At 36.8% G+C, this 21,513-nt stretch carries 19 protein-coding genes; 9 read left to right on the forward strand and 10 right to left on the reverse strand.

Annotated elements, in window-relative coordinates; genetic code table 11:
• Positions 1-47: 47 nt before the first annotated feature.
• From MKY04_RS02310 to ltrA (MKY04_RS02320), 3 genes are all read left to right on the forward strand, one after another.
• A complete protein-coding gene (locus MKY04_RS02310; RefSeq protein ID WP_126296255.1) occupies positions 48-347 on the forward strand; it encodes a DUF2089 family protein in 300 nt (99 codons plus the stop codon).
• Positions 344-628, forward strand: coding sequence for a hypothetical protein (locus MKY04_RS02315; RefSeq protein WP_126296254.1), 285 nt, complete (start codon positions 344-346; stop codon positions 626-628). Before MKY04_RS02310 ends, MKY04_RS02315 begins: the two co-directional genes overlap by 4 nt.
• A 737-nt stretch (positions 629-1,365) precedes the next feature.
• A complete protein-coding gene (ltrA, locus tag MKY04_RS02320; RefSeq protein WP_346235866.1) occupies positions 1,366-2,628 on the forward strand; it encodes a group II intron reverse transcriptase/maturase in 1,263 nt (420 codons plus the stop codon).
• Between the two features lie 152 nt (positions 2,629-2,780).
• On the opposite strand, the gene MKY04_RS02325 is transcribed toward ltrA (MKY04_RS02320), so the two are convergent.
• The 4 genes from MKY04_RS02325 to MKY04_RS02340 are packed head-to-tail and all read right to left on the reverse strand — an operon-like array spanning position 2,781 to position 6,431.
• On the reverse strand, positions 2,781-3,551 hold the full coding sequence (locus MKY04_RS02325) for a (2Fe-2S)-binding protein (RefSeq protein ID WP_185807837.1): 771 nt from the start codon (positions 3,549-3,551) through the stop codon (positions 2,781-2,783).
• Positions 3,532-4,359 (reverse strand): ABC transporter ATP-binding protein, encoded by an 828-nt coding sequence (locus MKY04_RS02330; protein ID WP_126296252.1) that lies wholly within the window; start codon positions 4,357-4,359, stop codon positions 3,532-3,534. The genes MKY04_RS02325 and MKY04_RS02330 overlap by 20 nt, the downstream gene beginning before the upstream one ends.
• Before the next feature lie 15 nt (positions 4,360-4,374).
• The gene (locus tag MKY04_RS02335) at positions 4,375-5,430 is read right to left on the reverse strand and encodes a FecCD family ABC transporter permease (RefSeq protein WP_126296251.1); all 1,056 of its coding nucleotides are present in this window, start codon (positions 5,428-5,430) and stop codon (positions 4,375-4,377) included.
• The gene (locus MKY04_RS02340) at positions 5,427-6,431 is read right to left on the reverse strand and encodes a FecCD family ABC transporter permease (protein ID WP_126296250.1); all 1,005 of its coding nucleotides are present in this window, start codon (positions 6,429-6,431) and stop codon (positions 5,427-5,429) included. Before MKY04_RS02340 ends, MKY04_RS02335 begins: the two co-directional genes overlap by 4 nt.
• Positions 6,432-6,582: 151 nt before the next feature.
• Here MKY04_RS02340 and MKY04_RS02345 point away from each other — a divergent pair, with 151 nt between their 5' ends.
• On the forward strand, positions 6,583-7,569 hold the full coding sequence (locus tag MKY04_RS02345; RefSeq protein WP_126296249.1) for an ABC transporter substrate-binding protein: 987 nt from the start codon (positions 6,583-6,585) through the stop codon (positions 7,567-7,569).
• Between the two features lie 234 nt (positions 7,570-7,803).
• Here MKY04_RS02345 and MKY04_RS02350 read toward each other — a convergent pair whose 3' ends face one another.
• Positions 7,804-9,516, reverse strand: a complete 1,713-nt coding sequence (locus MKY04_RS02350) for a methyl-accepting chemotaxis protein (protein WP_346235253.1) — start codon at positions 9,514-9,516, stop codon at positions 7,804-7,806.
• A 676-nt stretch (positions 9,517-10,192) separates the two neighbouring features.
• Here MKY04_RS02350 and ltrA (MKY04_RS02355) point away from each other — a divergent pair.
• On the forward strand, positions 10,193-11,455 hold the full coding sequence (ltrA, locus tag MKY04_RS02355; RefSeq protein WP_346235866.1) for a group II intron reverse transcriptase/maturase: 1,263 nt from the start codon (positions 10,193-10,195) through the stop codon (positions 11,453-11,455).
• Positions 11,456-11,839: 384 nt separating this feature from the next.
• Positions 11,840-12,181, forward strand: coding sequence for a n-acetylglutamate synthase (locus MKY04_RS02360; protein WP_185807753.1), 342 nt, complete (start codon positions 11,840-11,842; stop codon positions 12,179-12,181).
• 117 nt (positions 12,182-12,298) lie between these two features.
• Here the strand turns inward: MKY04_RS02360 and MKY04_RS02365 are convergent, their stop codons facing one another.
• The 5 genes from MKY04_RS02365 to MKY04_RS02380 all read right to left on the reverse strand — a co-directional run bounded on the left by MKY04_RS02365 (position 12,299) and on the right by MKY04_RS02380 (position 17,155).
• Complete coding sequence (locus MKY04_RS02365) at positions 12,299-13,720, reverse strand: NAD(P)-binding domain-containing protein (RefSeq protein ID WP_126294926.1); 1,422 nt, start codon at positions 13,718-13,720, stop codon at positions 12,299-12,301.
• Between the two features lie 359 nt (positions 13,721-14,079).
• Positions 14,080-14,436 (reverse strand): hydroxyisourate hydrolase, encoded by a 357-nt coding sequence (gene uraH / locus MKY04_RS02370; protein WP_126294928.1) that lies wholly within the window; start codon positions 14,434-14,436, stop codon positions 14,080-14,082.
• A 12-nt stretch (positions 14,437-14,448) separates the two neighbouring features.
• Entirely contained in the window at positions 14,449-14,955 is a 507-nt protein-coding gene (uraD, locus tag MKY04_RS02375) for a 2-oxo-4-hydroxy-4-carboxy-5-ureidoimidazoline decarboxylase (protein WP_346235254.1), read from the reverse strand.
• A gap of 254 nt (positions 14,956-15,209) precedes the next feature.
• Positions 15,210-15,305 (reverse strand): solute carrier family 23 protein, encoded by a 96-nt coding sequence (locus MKY04_RS22240; protein ID WP_421664544.1) that lies wholly within the window; start codon positions 15,303-15,305, stop codon positions 15,210-15,212.
• Positions 15,306-15,535: 230 nt separating this feature from the next.
• Positions 15,536-17,155, reverse strand: a complete 1,620-nt coding sequence (locus tag MKY04_RS02380) for a PucR family transcriptional regulator (protein ID WP_126294932.1) — start codon at positions 17,153-17,155, stop codon at positions 15,536-15,538.
• 341 nt (positions 17,156-17,496) lie between these two features.
• On the opposite strand from MKY04_RS02380, the gene allC reads away from it, so the two are divergent.
• From allC to allB, 3 genes are read left to right on the forward strand one after another with little or no spacing between them, the layout of a single operon-like run.
• Positions 17,497-18,738, forward strand: coding sequence for an allantoate deiminase (gene allC / locus MKY04_RS02385; protein ID WP_126294933.1), 1,242 nt, complete (start codon positions 17,497-17,499; stop codon positions 18,736-18,738).
• 13 nt (positions 18,739-18,751) lie between these two features.
• Positions 18,752-20,002 carry a pyridoxal-phosphate-dependent aminotransferase family protein gene (locus tag MKY04_RS02390; protein WP_126294935.1) on the forward strand — a complete coding sequence of 417 codons (1,251 nt, stop codon included), beginning with the start codon at positions 18,752-18,754 and terminating at the stop codon, positions 20,000-20,002.
• Positions 20,003-20,004: 2 nt separating this feature from the next.
• Complete coding sequence (allB, locus tag MKY04_RS02395; protein WP_346235255.1) at positions 20,005-21,300, forward strand: allantoinase AllB; 1,296 nt, start codon at positions 20,005-20,007, stop codon at positions 21,298-21,300.
• Positions 21,301-21,513 lie beyond the last annotated feature (213 nt).

Consider the following 21,513-nt stretch of genomic DNA (forward strand, 5'->3'; position numbering starts at 1 on the left):
TAAAAATAATGTTTAAATTAACTTAAATAAATTAAAGGGGTGGTGTTGTGGATAAGCATGATATTCCTAGTTGGTTATTATCTTTAGAAAAAGAAGATGTTGAGTTTATTAAAAATTTCATATTAAATTCAGGATCATTAAAAGACATTGCAAAGTATTATGAAGTCTCCTATCCAACAGTAAGGATTCGATTGGATAAACTTATTCAAAAAATTACAATCAATGAAAGTGAAGAAAATGAAGAATTCGTAAGTTTTATTAAAAAACTATCAATCGATGATCGGATTAGCCTAGAAGATGCAAAATTGATCATTGAAAAATATAAACAGGAGGTACATAAGAAATGAACGACTGGTATAGACTTGCCATCATTGTTTTAGTATTCGCAGCTCAACATTTTTTATCAACTAGAAATAATTCGTATTTGGGTTTGCTTTTACCTATTGGTTATATAGTATTTTTAATATATATGCAGACAACAGGAATGGTTGACTGGTCTGTTTTAAAATTAGTTCTGTTTATTCTTGTGGGTGAAGCATTTTTAGTAGGATATTGGATTAGTGGAAGAAAAATTGTACTCAATAAAAGACAGAAAGAATTACAAAAGATGAAGGTTCGTGAAATTTAATTAAATTATTTTCTGCAAAAAAATCCAAAAAGCTTGAGATGAATTTAGGGCTGTCCTAGAAGTGTATATGATAACTTCTAGGACAGTTTTCATTATATGAATTATTTTATATCAAGCATTTGTGTCGCTTCGCTTTTAGAAAGCAAAAAAGTACAATTCAAAAATTGTACTTTTTTACTTTTGGGCGTGCGCCCGGCATGCGTATGAACTATAGGGTGCAAGTCCCGAACCCCGAAGACAGAAGTAGAGGTTAGCTAAGAGCAAGGGTGTCCGTGGCGACGCGGAATCTGAAGGAAGCTGGAGGCAAAACACCGGTCCGAGGAACACGAATCTCATATAAGGCTAGGTATGATTGAATGAGTTTGCGCTACAAAACAAAGTTCCTTCTGTCGAAGGTCATATCAAGTAAATGAGGCGGATAGATGGTGTGAAAGTGCATGCGCTTACCCGGGGAGGTCTGACAGAAACGTGAAGTACCCTTCATAACCTACTTGGAGACAAGTAGCTGAACTGTCAGAAGTCAGCAGAGGTCATAGTACGAGTAGGTCTAGAATTACTCGGAAGGACTGAACAATTGAGAGAGATTAGCCCTTGGCTTTCCATCTAGAATGAATAAGCACAGAAAACAGAGAAACCTCACGCTTAGAAAGTAGTGGTGAATCCCACGAGGGTATTTGCGGAGGGTGGAGTTCAGATGGGCATAAGAAGATAAGCTAATCACGGAAAGGAACGAAATGGTGATGTTGGATCAAATTCTCGAACGGCAAAACATGATACAAGCGCTAAAGCGAGTTGAAGCGAATAAAGGAAGCCATGGAGTAGATATGATGCCCGTACAAACCTTACGACAGCACATTCTCGAAAATTGGGAAAGCATTAAATCGCAGATTTTGAATGGAACCTATGAACCGCAACCAGTACGTCGAGTCGAAATCCCGAAACCAGATGGTGGTGTGCGTTTACTAGGTATCCCAACCGTGACAGACCGTTTGATTCAACAAGCTATCTCGCAGATTTTATCGAAGGAATATGACAAAACATTTTCGGACCAGAGTTATGGATTCCGTCCAAACAGGAGCGCCCATGACGCCGTTCGGAAAGCAAAGGGTTATATAAAGGAAGGTTATCGATGGGTGATTGATATGGATTTAGAGAAATTCTTCGATAAGGTCAATCATGACCGACTAATGGCAACATTAGCGAAACGAATTTCAGATAAACCTTTATTAAAACTTATTCGTAAATACCTCCAAGCCGGTGTCATGATAAATGGAGTGGTTTCAAGTACAGAAGAAGGAACACCACAAGGTGGACCTTTAAGTCCTTTACTTTCAAACATAGTTCTAGATGAACTCGATAAAGAGTTGGAGGAACGTGGACATAAATTCGTTCGATACGCAGATGATTGTAATATTTATGTGAAAACAGAACGTGCGGGACTAAGAGTAATGGCGAGTGTACAAAGATTTATCGAAGGAAAACTTCGTTTAAAAGTAAACGAAAAGAAATCAGCAGTAGACCGTCCTTGGAATCGGAAGTTCTTAGGTTTTAGTTTCACGAATCATAAAGAACCAAAGGTTCGTCTTGCGAAAACAAGTTTAGTTCGAATGAAGAAGAAAATACGAGAGATTACCTCAAGAAAGATGCCATACTCCATGGAATACAGAATCGAGAAGTTAAACCAATATCTAATGGGGTGGTGTGGTTATTTTGCATTAGCAGATACGAGTTCCATATTCAAATCACTAGATAGCTGGATTAAAAGAAGATTAAGGATGTGTCTATGGAAGAATTGGAAGAAACCTCAAACAAGAGTCAGAAATCTTACTCGGTTGAAAGTTCCTTATGGAAAAGCATACGAGTGGGGAAACACCCGAAAAGGGTACTGGCGCATTTCTAAAAGCCCCATATTACACAGAACCCTCGGCAATTCCTATTGGGAAAGCCAAGGGCTGAAAAGTCTGAAAGTTCGTTACGAAACTTTGCGTTATTCATCTTAATTGAACCGCCGTATACGGAACCGTACGTACGGTGGTGTGAGAGGTCGGGAGTTAATCACTCCCTCCTACTCGATAGCGCCCTTGTTATCATCTTGAAGATAGTAGGCTTGATGAAATTGCTTTTCTTTTGAACAAATAATACAGACATTTGATTAATTACTTTGTTTCCGTTTTATTGGACAGTTTTTGCAAAAGTACCCTTTATTTTCGGTTAAATAGGATAAACAGCAAGTTTTTCGATTATAGACTGTTTCCCCTAGAATGCTTTGACAATCATTTGTGCCTCTAAATTTTACAAAAGGATTTTCTTTATAATCGCCAAATAATATACTTTCACCATATGCAGTAATCATATCAAAATCTTCTTTAATATTGTGATGGCTCTTCGAATAAAGTTGATCGGCCAAAAGATTTTTATACATCCAAACAATGTATATATAAAGGTTTTCCCACATTATTATTTTCGATAGTTTTGAGACACTACTTAATTGTTTAAATAACACTTCGATATGGTTTGCAAATATCTCCTTTAAAATTTCACTTCTCCATCTTGCTCTGTTTTCTTGAGATGCTGGGCTTAAATTTATGTCATTAAATTTTATCGAAGGGAGCCATAGTATATCCGATTCATCTAAAGTTTCAACTGATAAATTATCAATTGAAAAGTTGATTCGTTTGTTAAACGCACTCATTGAATATAATGCGATTAGTACTGCAAAGCTATATCTTTTAACAAAGAGAGAGGCTGCTACACCTAGGTTAGCTGACTTCGTTTTTTCTTTCACAGTAGTTAAATAAATGTGAGCCTGATTGTCATTTATTAAATGACTTACTTGAACGGATAGAGGTGAAGAATTTGTTTGAAATGTTAACCGATATTTATCCTCAAGCACTTTTAGCTCATTAGGCGTGAACGGGTACAATATTATCTTTCACCCCATTTAAGTTCCTTCCTTTTCCATATGGAACGCACATTGGAGTTCCAAATACAGGATCTGCAACTACTTCACAGTCTAAATTAAAGACATTTTGAACTAACTTTCGATTTACAATATCTTCTGGTTTTCCATGAGCAAAAACAGTTTTGTCCTTAACTGCAATGATATGATGTGCATAGCGGCAAGCTAAGTTCAAGTCATGCAATACCATGACAATTGTTCTTTTTTCTTTTTCATTCAGCTCAAAAAGAAGATCCAAAACTTCAATTTGGTGGGTTAAATCAAGATAAGTAGTTGGCTCATCCAATAAAATTGTATTTGTATCCTGGGCAAGTGTCATAGCGATCCATGCTCTTTGTCTTTGTCCTCCAGATAAAGAGTCAACTAAACGTTCTGAAAGCTCAGCCATACCTGTTGATTGCAGAGCGTTTTGCACAATTTCTTCATCCTTTGAAGACCATTGTTGGTACCATTTTTGATATGGATAACGCCCTTGTTTTACTAATTGTAAAACAGTTAAACCTTCAGGGGATACAGGTCCTTGGGGCAAAATAGCTAACTTTTTTGCGATATCTTTTGTAGGCAATTTCATCATTGTTTCTCCATCTAACAAAATGGCGCCGCTCTGTGGTTTTAATAATCTTGCCATTGAGCGAAGAAGGGTAGACTTGCCACAACCATTACTGCCTATTAAAACAGTTATTTCACCATATGGGATGGTAATGTTTAAATGATCTATAATAATTTGGTCTCCGTAAGCTAAGGTCAAATCTTTTGTTTCTAATACATGCATAGTAATCACTCCTTTTTAAGCATTTCGCTGTCTATATAAAAGATAGATAAAGTAAGGTGCTCCAATTGTGGCAGTAAATACGCCGGCCGGAACCTCGACTGGCAAAAAGAGGGTTCTGCCAATTGTATCTGCCAGTAATACTAAGACTGCTCCTATAATTGCTGAAAGCGGCAAAAGATTTCCGAATGATGACCCTACTAACTTTCTAGCAATATGTGGTGCCATTAAACCAACAAAGCCTATACCACCAGCAAATGCAACGGCACTTCCAATCAATGCTGTACTTAGTAAAAGCATTCCTAAACGCTGTCTTTCAACTTTCGACCCAATACCTAAAGCAATATCTTCTCCCAACTCTTGGATATTTAAATGTCTGGTCATTATAAAAGCAATAATTAATAAAATAATAGTGATTGGAGCTAAAATTTGAACATTACTCCAATTTACTCCATAAACAGAACCTGTTATCCATACATTCGCCTGACTTGCTTGAACAATGGGTCCGAGAATCATAAATAAATTGGTTAATGCTTTTGTTAAAGCCCACAATCCAATTCCTATAAGTACTAAACGGAAGGGTGATAATCCATTTTTCCATGCAAGTATATAGAGTAGAAATGCAATAATTGTTGCACCAATAAACGCAGCAAGAGGCATCCAGTGTATGCTTACAGTTAAAACATTACTTTCATTACTAAATAGTGCTAAAAACAAAACAACTGCTACAGATGCTCCTCCGGTAATTCCAGTTACATCTGGTGATGCCAATGGGTTTCGAAGAATAGATTGTAAAATCGCCCCGGCCACTGCTAGGCTTACCCCAACCAAGATGGATATTATAATCCTTGGCATACGAAATGATTGAACAATCATCGATTCAAAGCTGCTGCTATTTCCAAATAAAATATTTATTACTTTCCATGGAGAGAAAATCTGTTCTCCCATTCCAGCACTTAGAAGGAAAATAACACCAAGAAAAATAAGGAAATATATATTATATTTAAATGCTTTACGGTCAACTAAAAAAGAGAATTTCTCACGAAAAGCTCTTACAGAAGTGTACTTTCTCATGCTAGTTTTCCACCTTTGCGTGCAATATAAATAAAGAATGGTATACCTACCAATGCTGTCATAATTCCAACTGGCACCTCTTCAGGCATCAACACATAACGGGCGCCTATATCTGCAATTACAAGAAAAATCCCACCTAATATTCCACAGTAAGGGATAATCCATCTATAATCATTGCCTATGAACGTTCTTACAACATGCGGTACGACAATTCCAATAAATCCAATTGGACCAGCAATAGCAACGGAACCGCCAGCAAGTAAAATAACAGCTATACCAGCTGTTAACTTAACAAATCCGGTCCTTTGCCCTAGTCCCTTTGCAACATCATCGCCCATAGTTAAAATATTGATTTTATTTGCCATGGCTAAAGCTATGATTATACCAATTACTATGTAGGGGAGAACGGAAAGTAAAATTTCTAGTTTTCTTCCTTGGACGGATCCAGACATCCAGAATAACACTTGATCTAATGCAGATTCATCCATAACAAGTAGGCCTTGTGTCAATGATCCAAAAAGTGCAGCAATGGCTGCTCCTGAAAGCGTCATTTTTATAGGTGTCATCCCATCCCGACCAATCGATCCTAAGAAATAGACTAAAAGACCAGCAATCGTTGCTCCAAGGAAAGCAATCCAAGTTGTTGCCTGTAAAGAAGTAATAGAAAATAACATGAGTGCAATAACAATGAAAAAGCTGGCTCCTGCATTAAATCCAAGAATGTCTGGAGAGGCAAGGGGATTTCTTGTTAAGGCCTGCAATAAAGCACCGGCTATAGCAAGGCTCGCGCCCACAACTGTTCCAATTAATGCCCTAGGTAATCGAACATCTTGAATAATAATATGTTCGTTCGAACCGTCAAAATGGTTAAAAGCATCAATCACAGTATTGATAGTTAAATCCGTATATCCAAGAACAAGGCTTAGAAAATTTACGATTAGTAGTAAAACGAATCCTAATACCAATCCAGCTATTTTTCTATTTCTATTATGAAGTTGCATATTTCTTTTCTCCTATATATGTATTAATAATTTAATAACTTGAAGTTTTTTATAATTGATTATCATTTTCAATTACATGTTGACATGGACTATTTTATCCAATATGATTCAGAATGTAAATGATTATCATTATCAAATGGAGGCTGGAAATATGTCTATATATTTCAAACAAAATAAACTTTTATTTTTAACTGTTCTACTATTTATTATCGTTCTTAGTGGATGCGGAAACAAGGCTGAAACTTCGAACGAAGAAAGTACATCTGATGATCAATCATCTAGTACAGAAGGTTATTCAGTTGAGCACGCAATGGGGACAACTGAAATCGAAAAAACACCTGAAAAAATTGTTATTTTAACAAATGAGGGCACAGAAGCCCTACTAGCTTTAGGTGTTAAACCAGTAGGAGCCGTCGAGTCTTGGACTGGAGATCCTTGGTACGATCATATTAAGGATGATATGGAAGGTGTAACAAGTGTCGGTACTGAAGGGGAGCCAAGTTTAGAAACAATTGCCTCATTAGAACCAGATTTAATTATTGGAAATAAAATGCGTCATGAAAAAATCTATGAGCAGCTAAGCACCATTGCACCAACTGTTTTTGCTGAAGATTTACGAGGAGATTGGAAGAAAAACTTCGAGCTTTATTCTAAAGCTGTGAATAAGGAAGCAGAAGGGAAAAAAGTAATTGAAGATTTTGATAATCGCATTGCAGACCTAAAAAGCAAATTAGGTGATCAATTACAAAAAGAAGTGTCCATCGTACGGTTTATGGCTGGAGATGTTCGTATTTATCATAAAGATACATTCTCAGGTGTTATATTAGACCAATTAGGGTTTGCTCGTCCTGAATCTCAAAATGTCGATGATTTTGCAGAGAAAAATGTAACAAAAGAACGTATACCTGCTATGGATGGAGATATTATTTTCTACTTCTCTTATGAAACAGGTGATGGCGAAGCATCGAAGTTAGAAGAAGAATGGGTAAATGATCCTTTATTTAAAAACTTAAGTGCAGTTAAAGAAGGGAATATCCATAAAGTAAGCGATGAAATCTGGAATACAGCTGGCGGTGTAGTAGCTGCTAACTTAATGCTAGATGATATCGAAAAGTTCTTCCTTGAAGAAAATAAGTAATATTCCAGTATGATTAATTCAGTAACTTAAATGAAAAATTTCTTTAAATGAAAAGCCAATAGAAGATAACCTCATAATTTTATAAAAGGTATTTAGGACAGGTTTGTTCTGAATGCCTTTTTTAATAGTACAAAATTTTGTAATATGTAAAAAGCCAGGTTTGATTATGTAGATTATCAAACCAGGCTCTTATTATTTTCCCTATATTATAAATAGCTAAATGGTGAAATTAACTTAAATTTTAAATTGTCTAATAAGCGATTGGAGGTCTTCCGCTAAATTCGCAAGTGCTTGTGAAGATGATGCTATTTCTTCCATTGATGCAAGTTGTTCCTGTGTTGCTGCTGTAACTGACTGTGTTCCAGATGCTGTTTCTTGAGCAACCTCGCTTACTTCCGTGATCGATTTATTTACATGACACGTTCCATCTAAAAGATTTTGCACATTTTTTGCTATGTTTTCAATTTGGGGAACTACATTTGTAATGACAGATTCAATCTGGGTGAAAGTATTTCCTGCAACTTTAACAACAGCGATTCCTTCTTTGACTTCACCAGTAGCTTCATTAACAGTCTTCAAAGTTTTATCTGTATCTTGTTGAATATCTGAAACTAAGCTAGAGATTTTCTGAGCTGAATTAGCAGATTCTTCAGCAAGCTTCCTAACTTCTGCTGCGACAACCGCAAACCCTTTTCCATGTTCTCCAGCTCTAGCAGCCTCTATGGCAGCATTTAGTGCTAGAAGATTAGTCTGTTCTGCGATGTTTGTAATCACTTCGTTGATTTGTCCAATTTCTCTTGAACGGTTTGAAAGTTGGTTAAATGAGTCGACTAAGGAAATTACCGTGCGATTAATAAATTCCATTTGATTATTTACTTCATTAATTACTTTTCTTCCTTCAGCAGACAATTGAGTTGCATGATTAACGGTACTTGACACTTCTTCTGTGCTTTTAAAAATTTGCTGAGTATCATTATTAATAGTTTCTATAACATTAGTACTTTCTTTTATAATTTCAACTTGATTCTCCGCCCCAATGACTAATTCTTGAGAAGTTGTAGATATATGTTCGCTTGCTTTTGTACTTTGTTCTGCGCTGGCGCTTAGTTCTTCTGAAGCTGCTGCAACTTGTTCGGAAGTATCGCCTACAGTTTTTATAATTGTATTAACACCTTCAATCATTCTATTAAAGGAATTATTCAACATTCCAATTTCATCTTTTGATTGGTAGTCCCCTTGAACAGTGAAATCGCCATTTTCTACTAGTCCTAATAGTTTTTGCATGTTTTTAATAGGGACTGTAACTAACCTTGAAATTAAAATGCCTACAGTAATTGTTATAAATAGTGATACTAGAATAGTAATAATTACAATTCTTTTGGCACTATCAGCTGTTTGAAGTGCTTCATTATATACGCTTTCAGCATTTGTTGTATTTGAATCTTCAATGCTAGTTAAAAGGTCATTTAACATAACTCGTTTTTCTTCTAACTCGTTTTGAAATATACTATATGCTTCATCATTCTGATTATTCATTGCCAGTTCTCTAACTCTATCTCTGGAAACCTCTAAATCTGTATTAATAGAGTTTAATGATTCCAGTTGCTTTTCAATTTCATCATGTAGTGACATAGAATTTAATTGTTCTAATAAGGAACGAGTTTCTTCTATATTTACATCAATGCGTTCATTAAGATATTCATTACGTTCATTATCTTTCGTTATCATTAATTCCAACAAATAAGCATTAATAGCACGATTGTTTACACTAATTGCACTGAACATTTGACTTGGCAGCAATTGGTCTTTGTAAATAGTATTAGAACTATTTGCAGTGCTTGAAAGACTGCTAATGCTGACAAAGCCAATTGATAATGCGGAAATCGCAAATAATGCTATTAGCAAAATAAGCTTCTGTAATACTTTTAAATTTTTTAAAAACTTCATTTGTCGTTTTCTCCTTATTTGAAATGTGATATATTCACTTTTTATGTAAGCAATGGTTTATCTTAATGAATTAAAATGTACATAAAGTAGTGAAACTCTTTTAATTTATCGTTCATATTTTTAGTGTGCGCCCGGCATGCGTATGAACTATAGGGTGCAAGTCCCGAACCCCGAAGACAGAAGTAGAGGTTAGCTAAGAGCAAGGGTGTCCGTGGCGACGCGGAATCTGAAGGAAGCTGGAGGCAAAACACCGGTCCGAGGAACACGAATCTCATATAAGGCTAGGTATGATTGAATGAGTTTGCGCTACAAAACAAAGTTCCTTCTGTCGAAGGTCATATCAAGTAAATGAGGCGGATAGATGGTGTGAAAGTGCATGCGCTTACCCGGGGAGGTCTGACAGAAACGTGAAGTACCCTTCATAACCTACTTGGAGACAAGTAGCTGAACTGTCAGAAGTCAGCAGAGGTCATAGTACGAGTAGGTCTAGAATTACTCGGAAGGACTGAACAATTGAGAGAGATTAGCCCTTGGCTTTCCATCTAGAATGAATAAGCACAGAAAACAGAGAAACCTCACGCTTAGAAAGTAGTGGTGAATCCCACGAGGGTATTTGCGGAGGGTGGAGTTCAGATGGGCATAAGAAGATAAGCTAATCACGGAAAGGAACGAAATGGTGATGTTGGATCAAATTCTCGAACGGCAAAACATGATACAAGCGCTAAAGCGAGTTGAAGCGAATAAAGGAAGCCATGGAGTAGATATGATGCCCGTACAAACCTTACGACAGCACATTCTCGAAAATTGGGAAAGCATTAAATCGCAGATTTTGAATGGAACCTATGAACCGCAACCAGTACGTCGAGTCGAAATCCCGAAACCAGATGGTGGTGTGCGTTTACTAGGTATCCCAACCGTGACAGACCGTTTGATTCAACAAGCTATCTCGCAGATTTTATCGAAGGAATATGACAAAACATTTTCGGACCAGAGTTATGGATTCCGTCCAAACAGGAGCGCCCATGACGCCGTTCGGAAAGCAAAGGGTTATATAAAGGAAGGTTATCGATGGGTGATTGATATGGATTTAGAGAAATTCTTCGATAAGGTCAATCATGACCGACTAATGGCAACATTAGCGAAACGAATTTCAGATAAACCTTTATTAAAACTTATTCGTAAATACCTCCAAGCCGGTGTCATGATAAATGGAGTGGTTTCAAGTACAGAAGAAGGAACACCACAAGGTGGACCTTTAAGTCCTTTACTTTCAAACATAGTTCTAGATGAACTCGATAAAGAGTTGGAGGAACGTGGACATAAATTCGTTCGATACGCAGATGATTGTAATATTTATGTGAAAACAGAACGTGCGGGACTAAGAGTAATGGCGAGTGTACAAAGATTTATCGAAGGAAAACTTCGTTTAAAAGTAAACGAAAAGAAATCAGCAGTAGACCGTCCTTGGAATCGGAAGTTCTTAGGTTTTAGTTTCACGAATCATAAAGAACCAAAGGTTCGTCTTGCGAAAACAAGTTTAGTTCGAATGAAGAAGAAAATACGAGAGATTACCTCAAGAAAGATGCCATACTCCATGGAATACAGAATCGAGAAGTTAAACCAATATCTAATGGGGTGGTGTGGTTATTTTGCATTAGCAGATACGAGTTCCATATTCAAATCACTAGATAGCTGGATTAAAAGAAGATTAAGGATGTGTCTATGGAAGAATTGGAAGAAACCTCAAACAAGAGTCAGAAATCTTACTCGGTTGAAAGTTCCTTATGGAAAAGCATACGAGTGGGGAAACACCCGAAAAGGGTACTGGCGCATTTCTAAAAGCCCCATATTACACAGAACCCTCGGCAATTCCTATTGGGAAAGCCAAGGGCTGAAAAGTCTGAAAGTTCGTTACGAAACTTTGCGTTATTCATCTTAATTGAACCGCCGTATACGGAACCGTACGTACGGTGGTGTGAGAGGTCGGGAGTTAATCACTCCCTCCTACTCGATTAATTAAGCCCTTTTAAAAGAATATATTAATAAATATTTATTTAATTGAGAATAATAAAATATAATTGGAATATCATACATTTTATTACTTAATTAGGAAACTTAATAATGTAATAAATCTATATATTAATTGGGATAATTAGGGATTCTATCAGTAGTTTAATTACTAAAAACTCCAGAATAAATGCTAGTTTATTATTTTTTTAGAATACTTTTTTTGTTCAGCATAATGGATTTATTTGAGGAAAGAGACATGAATTTTCTTAGCGAATGGTATAATTAGTTAAAAATGTAGAAGGAAGGATATGAAATGATAAATTATAACGGTCGTAAATTTATTTCAATTGAAAATACAAGCAATGGAGAGGTATCTTCCAAAACTTTATTCGAATATACACAAGATGGAAATATCATCTCAGCTTCATATAGTGGAGGAGAGATTTTAAAGGGTACCTTAATTGGAATTGTAAGAGAAGATAGTTCCTTAGAATTTAGATATAACCATGTCAATGTGAAAAATGAAATTAGAGGCGGAAAATGTATTTCTACACCTGAAATCTTGCCAGATGGGCGAATCAAGTTATATGAAAATTGGAAATGGCTTGATACTGAAGAAACAGAGGGAAGCTCAATTATTGAGGAAGTAATTTAATAGTATTGAATATAAGACAGCTAGGCGATTGATTTTTATAGAAAATCAGTCGCTTTTTTAGCTATGTATTTTAAATCGAGCAATCCAGAAGGGGGACTGCCCGATTCTAAGAGGCTGTTAATTTGCAGGGATTTTAGCGTTTCCCGTAAATTCAATAATATTGTATTCATAGTAGTCTTTTAAAATTTCTTTTTTATCGTCTTGGAACAGTTCGTCTGCAATTGCTGAAATAAGTTTTGGAATCGCAAAGCGGATGCCTGATAGGGCGGAAGCAGATATACCACAGCTAATTAATGCTGAGTAGTTGAAGGCAAATAGTCCATATAATGCAGCCTTTCCTTCTTCACTATTTGGAACAAAAGCAAAGCCACGGGACAAATAAGGGTGTGCATCAATTAATGTATTCGCAATTTCGGGACTAGCTTTATAAACGTCGCCCCAACGAGTAATGTATTGCTCTACGGCTTTCAATTCTGGGCGTAACGCAGGGTCAGTAACAAGACCTGTGCTAATAATTAAATAATCAAAAATAAAGGTCTCATGTGGTGTGCGAACATAAGCACCTTCTTCTGTTTCCTTTACCTCTAGCCAAGGTGAATCAAGGTGCAACTCAAACCCTTCCGATGAACTTGCACGGTTAAATGTATCATTTGTCGGGGGTTGATTGATTTTAAAAAAGTGTGCCATTGCTGTATATTTTTCAGCATCGTTTAAAGTATGATAACGTTCGATAATGCCAGACTGCTCAAGGATACGCATTGGGTTGATCCTAACCATTTCTTTGCGTCGAACAAAAGTATGGACCTCTTTTGCACCCGTTGAAAGTGCAAAATTCGCGTTATCAAATGCGGATGCGCCGCCCCCAAGAATCCCGACTTTTTTCCCTTTAAGTGTTTCAAAATCTATTGCTTCTGAAGTATGTGCATATAGAGATTTAGGGAGAGCCTTTTTAATGATATCCGGCACATGCCATTCGCCGCCGCCTTGAATCCCGGTTGCAAGCACAACTTTACGAGTTAAAATGGAATTTGACTTTGCTCCGTTTCCTGATAAGTGCAGTCGATATAATTTTTCTCCAATTGGTTCGATTAATTCAACTTTTACCTCATTTTGAACAGGAAGTTCAAGCACTTCACGGTACCATTTTAAATAATTCATCCATTCTTCACGCGGAACTTTTTCCATACGATCCCAAGATTCCTGGCCATGCTGAGCAATCCACCAAGATTGGAACGTAAGGGAAGGTATTCCTAAGTCAATTGATGGAAGATGTTTTGGCGTTCTTAATGTTACCATTCGTGCATACGTAATCCATGGTCCTTCAATGCCAGCCGGATTTTCATCCAATATCGTAATGTTTGTAATACGTTCGCGTTTTAATCCAAAGGCAGTGCAAAGTCCGCTTTGACCTCCACCAACTATTGCAACGTCGTAAACATGTCCCTCAGTGTGTACAACAGGTTTCACCCAATCAGTTCCGATATGCGAAATATAAGAAAGGTCCCGTCTCACTTGCTCATTTAAATTCTCTAAACTCATATATCACATCTCCCTTTTGTTTTATGTAACTTTTTCTTACATGGATTTACAGATTTATCTTAACATTTAGAAAATTAACTTTCTTCATCGGTCCATCTAAAATTAAGACAATGTTTTGTGCGAACTGACTAATGAATCGATTAGTAAACGGAAGAATATCTTACATAATGAGTTAGTGTATAAAGGGTTATTGGAAGGTTGTTGCACATAAAAGGGCGTTCAGAAAGCAAAAAATTCTACTAAACTTCCTGTGCATAGTTAGTAATCACTTACTAAACTAAACAGCCTTATTCTTTGTGCAGTTAATACAATAATTGTTGATAAAATTCCGTCCAAAAAACTTTTTGGACGGACCCCTTTTAGCTGCCCCGGTATACTTGGTAGCCCCAAGGTGTAACGAGTAATGGTATGTGATAATGAGACGGGGTATCTGTCATATTAAAACGGATAGGGATAGTTGTTAAAAAGTTTGGAGTAGGGAGCTGTACTGACTTTTCCTTGAAGTATTGTTCTACATAAAAAACGAGCTCGTATGTGCCCGGTTTCCAAATTTCGTTTGTCACAAGCTGTTCATCAATACGTCCGTCGGCATTAGTAATCACCGTTTTTATGAGCTGTTTTGACTCGTCTTCTTGTTGAAAATATAGATCAATCTGTACATTTTGAGCGGGAGTGCCGTGATATAAGTCGAGAACATGTGTAGACAATGATGGCATGGATAGACCTCCTTATTCGAGATTTTCAATTATTGAATCGTATCGTATTTTTGCAATTTTATATATTTGTTGTAGTGCAGTTTGGAACTCTTGTTCAAAAGTAGAAGAAAGACGTTCCTTCATCGCAAGCAGAATATCATTTTTATCTTTTCCCGCTACCGCAATAATGAATGGAAAATTAAATTTTTCCATGTAGGCATTATTTAATTCTGAAAAAATGTCATATTCCTCAAGTGTAAGTGAATCTAGTCCTGCGCCACTCTGTTCACGTACAGAGGACTCGCTCATTTTAATCCGTTTACCAAGCTCTGGGTGTTCTTTAATTAGTGCAAGTTGTGCATCTTCTCCGCTTTGTTCCACAATTTGTTTCATTGTAGAGAAGGCTGCCTCAATTGACGAAAACGGACGGTTCGTCAAAGCTTTTTTTGCAATCCAAGGAGAATGCTCGAAAATTTCTCCGAAAGTTTTAATAAATTCTCCCTCAGTAAAACTATTCAACTTTTCTAAAGTTGCTGCCATTATTAATTGCCTCCTTGAGAGACCATGGATGTCTCTAGTATTTTATCTTTTTTCACTTTCTTAGAAACTTTAAATGAAAGAACTAGATTTAAGAAAATTGCAGTTATACTGCCTGTAATCAAGCTGTCGCCAACTAACATTTTTAGTCCTGGCAGACTTGAGAATGATTCTGGTATGACAGTAGTACCTAATCCTAGTGATACGGAACAAGTGACTACTAATAAGTTATTTTGATTAGAAAAATCAACTGTACTTTACATTTTAATTCCGGAAGAGATAATCATCCCATACATAACAACAGTAGCGCCGCCTAAAACGGATGTTGGAATAAGTGTGGCAAGTGCTGCGATTTAGGTATTAATCTAAGCGCCACTAATATAATTCCTGCTGCAATGTAGAGGCAGCTTTAGGTGCACTCATATGTTCATTCATAAAATTTCCTCCATAATTTCGCAAGATAATATAACTGTTCATGTAATTATTTATCACATAATAAAAAATATTCAGTCAATTGTCTTTAGTTGAAGTGGCTAATTCATTTAAGGACATTTAGGTAAAGTAACTGAATGTTTTTTGTTGCTTACGCATGCTGCTCAATAATTAAATGATTGCGAATCCGAAGTGCTAATCGGAGCTGGAGGGTTACTTCTGGATCTTTTAAGTCCTTCTGTAATAAATTGCCGCATTTCTCTATTCGATAAATAACTGTATTACGATGAACATATAGGCGTTTTGCTGTTTCGGAAATTTGGCAATGACATTCTAAATATTCATTCAATGTTTCGAATAAAATCATTTGCTCATCCTCAGGCAGTGTAGAAAATGCTTTAAACACCATTCGCTGATAATTCATCAAATCTGTTTGTGGAATCATTTGTAATAGTTCATTTATTTCTTTCTTTTTATAGAAGGAAATGACACGATTTCTGCTGCGCAATGTTAAAACTGTACTTTGTGCTTCTTTATAAGCACGTTGAATTTCAGAAAAGTTGTGTGTTTGATTACTTACTCCAAATATCATGTGCAAGTCGAAATATTGGTGTATAGAAGCTTCGAGCTCTGTAAAGAGTTCTGTTAAAAACAATGTATAGTCAGTATTTGTATCATGCAGTTCATATAGGAAAATTAGCTCGTTGTTTAATGTAAATGAATGAATTGGAATTCGTGTTGCCTGTAGAGCTTCCTCACAAAATTTATGGATTTGCTCAATCGTAAAATTAGGCTGGAATGTATACGAAGGTGTTTTTGTTGTTACATGTCCGATGATGCATAGATATCCTTGCTGGTATGGTAGTGCAAGCTCCTGTGACATCGCTTTTAAAACAATCAATGAATGACCTTCGTTTTCTAAGAAGTCGCGTAAATGTTGATTGCGTATATTTCGTTTTTGTTGTTGGAGCGCTTGCTCTTGCATAATGGCAAAAGATAGCACGTTAATTGCCTGATCAATGGTTAGGCGAGTAATGATGTCTTGTTCATCAATAAATCCTTTAATCATTAGGTAACAATATTTCTCAGTGTTAATATTAATTGGATATAAAGTGTATGCTTCTCGATCTTGCAATAAAGAAAATGTCCAGACCTTATTTGAAGAAATAGGGTATTGAAATCCGCTGCTAGCCATTTTTTGAATAGTACTTAATGCCGGAATATGCTGTTGTGCCGAGTACATTGAACGTAGAAAAGGGCTTATTAACTGAACTTCTCTTCCGATAAGAGAGGATAATTGGCGAACAAGTCTTGGTATTCCTTGACCATTTAAAATTAATAGAGTGAATTGTCGATGAATATCCATCGCATGTGTTAAAAGGGACGCTTCGCTTTGTAAAATTTTTTCTGTCATCAAAAAGTTAATTTGACCTAATGATAGATGCTCAGGTAATTCGATAAAAGGGACATGGAGCTGATTGGCAAGTTGTAAAATATCTTGTGGAATTTCATGTAAGAAACGATTTTTCTTAATGGCGATACCAGCACAACCAGTTGCGGCCATTTCACGAATTAACTCTTGGAAGAAGTTGTGATTATTCTTTAAATGATATGCTGTCGTAATAATTAACTCATTTTGCCGTAAATACGGGATGATATCTGGTGCATCCATCATAGTAATAGAACTAATTTGGCGATATTTACTCTCCTCACCAGCAACTAAAGAGATCGGTGCTAATTCCTTCTGGGATAACATTTGTAGAATATTCACAAGAAAACCTCCTTTTTGTAAAATGTCTAGCTACTTTGCCTAGTTCTTTAAGGTTTCAGTTTTCCTTTTGTGTAGGTACAAGGTGACTTCTTAATGGAAGTGTGAACTGCTTAGGAACTAAACAAGGTACTAGCGATTTTCTTTTTATGTTATAAAAGCTATCATAAAATACGCTAAAAAAATAGTGTGTTATAAAAACTTACATAAAATCGATGGAAAATATTCCTTTTTGTTTACATTAACTAAAATTGAGAAATTTTTTAACACAATTGCCGATGAAGTACAATACCGCTTTTTTTAAAATAGTTATACCGTAACTAACAGAAAAGGTGGTGTCATCTATGAATGAAGTCCATGCAACAATTAATGTAAATGAAATTCAAAAGCTGGTGGATTGGCTTGCAGTGTTCGGCGCAACAACTGAAGGTGGCGTGACCAGATTGCTATACTCAAAAGAGTGGGTCCAGGCACAGCAGTCTTTAAAGAAAAAAATGATAGATTGTGGAATGCAGGTTTATTTTGATAGCGTAGGGAATTTATTTGGAAGAATAGAAGGTTCACAAGAAAAAGACTCAGTTATATTGACTGGATCACATATTGATACAGTTGTACAAGGTGGAAAATATGATGGCGCCTATGGCATTCTTGCTAGTTTGCTGGCAGTAAAGCGTTTAGTCGAAAGCAATGGTCAGCCAAAAAAAACAATCGAAGTTGTGTCTCTATGTGAGGAGGAGGGGAGTCGTTTTCCGCTTACCTATTGGGGGTCGAAAAATATGATGGGCGACTATTCATTAAAAACAGTTGAAGAAACTACTGATAAAGAAGGAGTTTCATTTATTCAAGCAATGGAAGATGCAGGGTTTCCAATAAGCGCTTACAGTTCGAAAAAGCGGTCGGATATTAAACATTTTCTTGAAATTCATATTGAACAAGGTGCAGTGCTGGAAAATAATCAGTTAGATATTGGCCTGGTTAGTCATATTGTTGGTCAAAAACGATTTACGATTTCGTTAAATGGTCAAAGTAACCATGCAGGTACAACGCCAATGACAGAGCGAAAAGATGCGATGGTTTGTGCTGCTAATGCCATAAGTAAGCTAACAGCATTAGCGAAAACAACATCCTCATCATTGCGTGTAACAACAGGTCAGATTGTTGTAAAACCAAATGTTCCAAATGTGATTGCAGGAAATGTCCAATTTACATTAGATATTCGACATCATGAATCGGAGGTTTTAGAAGACTATTGCCACAAGGCCATGCAACTTGTGCGTACATTAGCGGAAAAAAGCGGGATTCAATTATCTGTTGAAAAATGGACGGATATTACCCCGGTTGGATTGGATACAGCATTACACGAATTAATGCGGGACAAAATTTCTTCAAAAGGGCTGAAATATACAACGATGGTGAGTGGTGCAGGTCATGATGCCCAAGTTTTTGGACAGCATTTGCCAACCACACTGCTTTTCGTACCGAGCAAGAATGGAATCAGTCATTCTCCACTTGAGTATACAAGTCCTGAGCATTTGGAAAATGGTGTATTAGTTTTAATGGATTATTTATATCGATTAGCTTATTAAGGAGTGAACTAGGATGAAATTTAAACAATTACAAACCCCTTCAAGAACAATCATGACACCTGGTCCTGTAGAAGTAGATCCGCGTGTTTTACAGGCAATGAGTACACCAATTTTAGGGCAGTTCGATCCAGCGTTTACAAATATCATGAATGAAGTAATGGAAATGCTTCGTTTATTATTCCAAACAAAAAATCAATGGGCCTTCCCAATTGATGGAACATCTCGTTCAGGCAATGAAGTGTTATTAGCGAGCTGCATTGAACCCGGCGATAAAGTGCTGGTACCCATTTTCGGCCGTTTCGGTCACCTTCTTGTTGAGATTTGCGAACGTTACGGTGCTGAGGTTCACACTATGGAATGTGAATGGGGGCATGTGTTTGATCAGCAAGATATTATTCATAAAATAAAAGATGTGCAGCCGAAAATAGTAGCAATTGTTCACGGAGAAACGTCTACAGGGTGTATGCAGCCGTTAGACGAAATAGGAAAAGTATGTCGAGAACAGGATGTATTACTCATAGTTGATGCTGTTGCTTCAATTGGCGGCGTAAATATCTCGGTCGATGATTGGTTTATTGATGGAATCGTAGGAGGTACTCAAAAATGTTTATCCGTTCCTTCGGGTATGGCACCAATAACATACAATAATCGAATAGAGGCAGTCATTCAAAAACGTAAAAAAGTAGAATATGGAATTGCTACGGCTGAAGAATTTACTCAAAAAAGAACAAACATGATTCGAAGCAACTACTTTGATTTAGCGATGATACAGGATTATTGGGGCCCTCGACGTTTGAATCATCATACTGAGGCAACGTCGATGCTTTATGCACTTCGCGAAGGATTAAGAATTGTTTTAGAAGAAGGATTAAATGAGCGTTTTGAACGACATAGCTATCACGAGGCGGCGCTTATAAAAGGGCTAGAAGCAATGGGATTATCAATTTTCGGAGATAAGTCTTGTAAACTGCCAACTGTTACATGCATCGTAGTTCCAGAGGGAATTGACAGTGACAATGTACGAAAGATGATGCTAGAACAATTTGGTGTGGAAATCGCATCTTCATTCGGACCGCTACAAGGGAAGATTTGGCGTATTGGTACAATGGGCTACAGCTGTCGGAAAGAAAATGTATTTGCAGTTTTACAAGCATTAGAGTCAGCACTAATTCGCAATGGTTTTGAACCAAATCGCGGAGAAGGAGTACAGGCAGCATTAGACTACTACGGGGCACCATCCTTCGTTGCAGTTAAGGAGGGGTAAACATGAGTATTGATTTGCTCTTGAAGGGTGGAACAATAGTTGAACCTCATCAAGTTTCAGTTTGTGACGTTGCTGTAAAGGATGGTGTCATTGTAAAAATCGCTCCTGTTATAGAGAATAATGGGGCACATGTTATTGAGTTGGAAGGGAAAATTGTACTGCCTGGTGCAATTGATGCCCACGTCCATTTTAATGAACCGGGAAACGTGGAATGGGAAGGGATTGCAACAGGATCGAGAATGCTTGCAGCGGGTGGTGCGACTTTATATTTTGATATGCCGCTTAATAGCAATCCACCGACAATCGATATCCCTTCATTGCAATTGAAGGAGGAATTAGCAGCCAAAAAATCAATAATTGATTATCGATTTTGGGGAGGACTTGTTCCCGAAAATATTGATAAATTAGAACAATTAGCTGAGCGTTGTGTTATAGGTTTTAAAGCATTTATTTCAAACTCCGGATTTGAACCTTTTCAGTCAGTAGATAATATGGAGCTGCTTACAGGTATGAAGGAAATTAGCCGTCTTGGGAAAATTTTAGCGTTGCATGCAGAAAGCGATGAAATGACATCTTTTCTTTCACAAAAGAAACTTGAACAAGGCAAGCTTACGCCAAAAGATTACTGTGAATCCCGACCGATCGCGGCAGAGGTAGAAGCGGTGCAACGTGCCCTTTCTTACGCAGAAATCACAGGATGTGCCTTGCATTTTGTTCATATTAGCAGTCCTGAAGCTGTAAACATTATAAATGAAGCGAAGAATCGAGGGCTTAATGTGTCGCTTGAAACGTGCGCACATTATTTACTATTCAATGATGAAGCTTTTGAGTCGCATGGTGTTTATGCAAAATGTGCTCCCCCATTACGTGCTCCAAATGTACAGCGAAAGTTGGTGGAATTGGTTGTAGAAGGGAAAATAGATTTTATTACTTCTGATCATTCTCCATGTTCTCCAGACTTAAAGGATTTATCGAAGCGCAATTTCTTTGAGGCGTGGGGTGGTATTAACGGTGGTCAATTTACACTTCTTTCGGTGTTAGAGGTAGCTAAAGAATATCAGCTTTCATTAACGACTGTAGCAAAATTAACAGCTGAAGCACCTGCTGAACGTTTTAAAATCGCGAATAAAGGTAAAATTGCAGTAGGTTTTGATGCAGATTTTGCAATCGTTGAAGAGGCGCCATTTATTGTGACAAAACAAAATAGCTATGCAAAACATAAAGATTCAATATATGAAAATCATGAATTTAAACATCGAATCATAGCAACTTATTGTAGAGGCACTCAAGTGTTTTAATAGATCTGGTGAGCGAAAAAGTAGGGAGAGAACGCCTTTCCATAAGTTTGTTGGAAGGCGTTTTTTAGATGAGTGAAATGACAGGTAGAACGAATTAATATATTACCCCACACTTTTCGACGATTTCCAATATAATATTCCAAATTATTTCCCGAGAAATGTCTCTTTTTGCAACTGGCTTCGAATAAATCATTAAAAACTCATTAATTAATA

Source organism: Lysinibacillus telephonicus, from assembly GCF_039654155.1.
GTDB lineage: Bacteria > Bacillota > Bacilli > Bacillales_A > Planococcaceae > Ureibacillus > Ureibacillus telephonicus.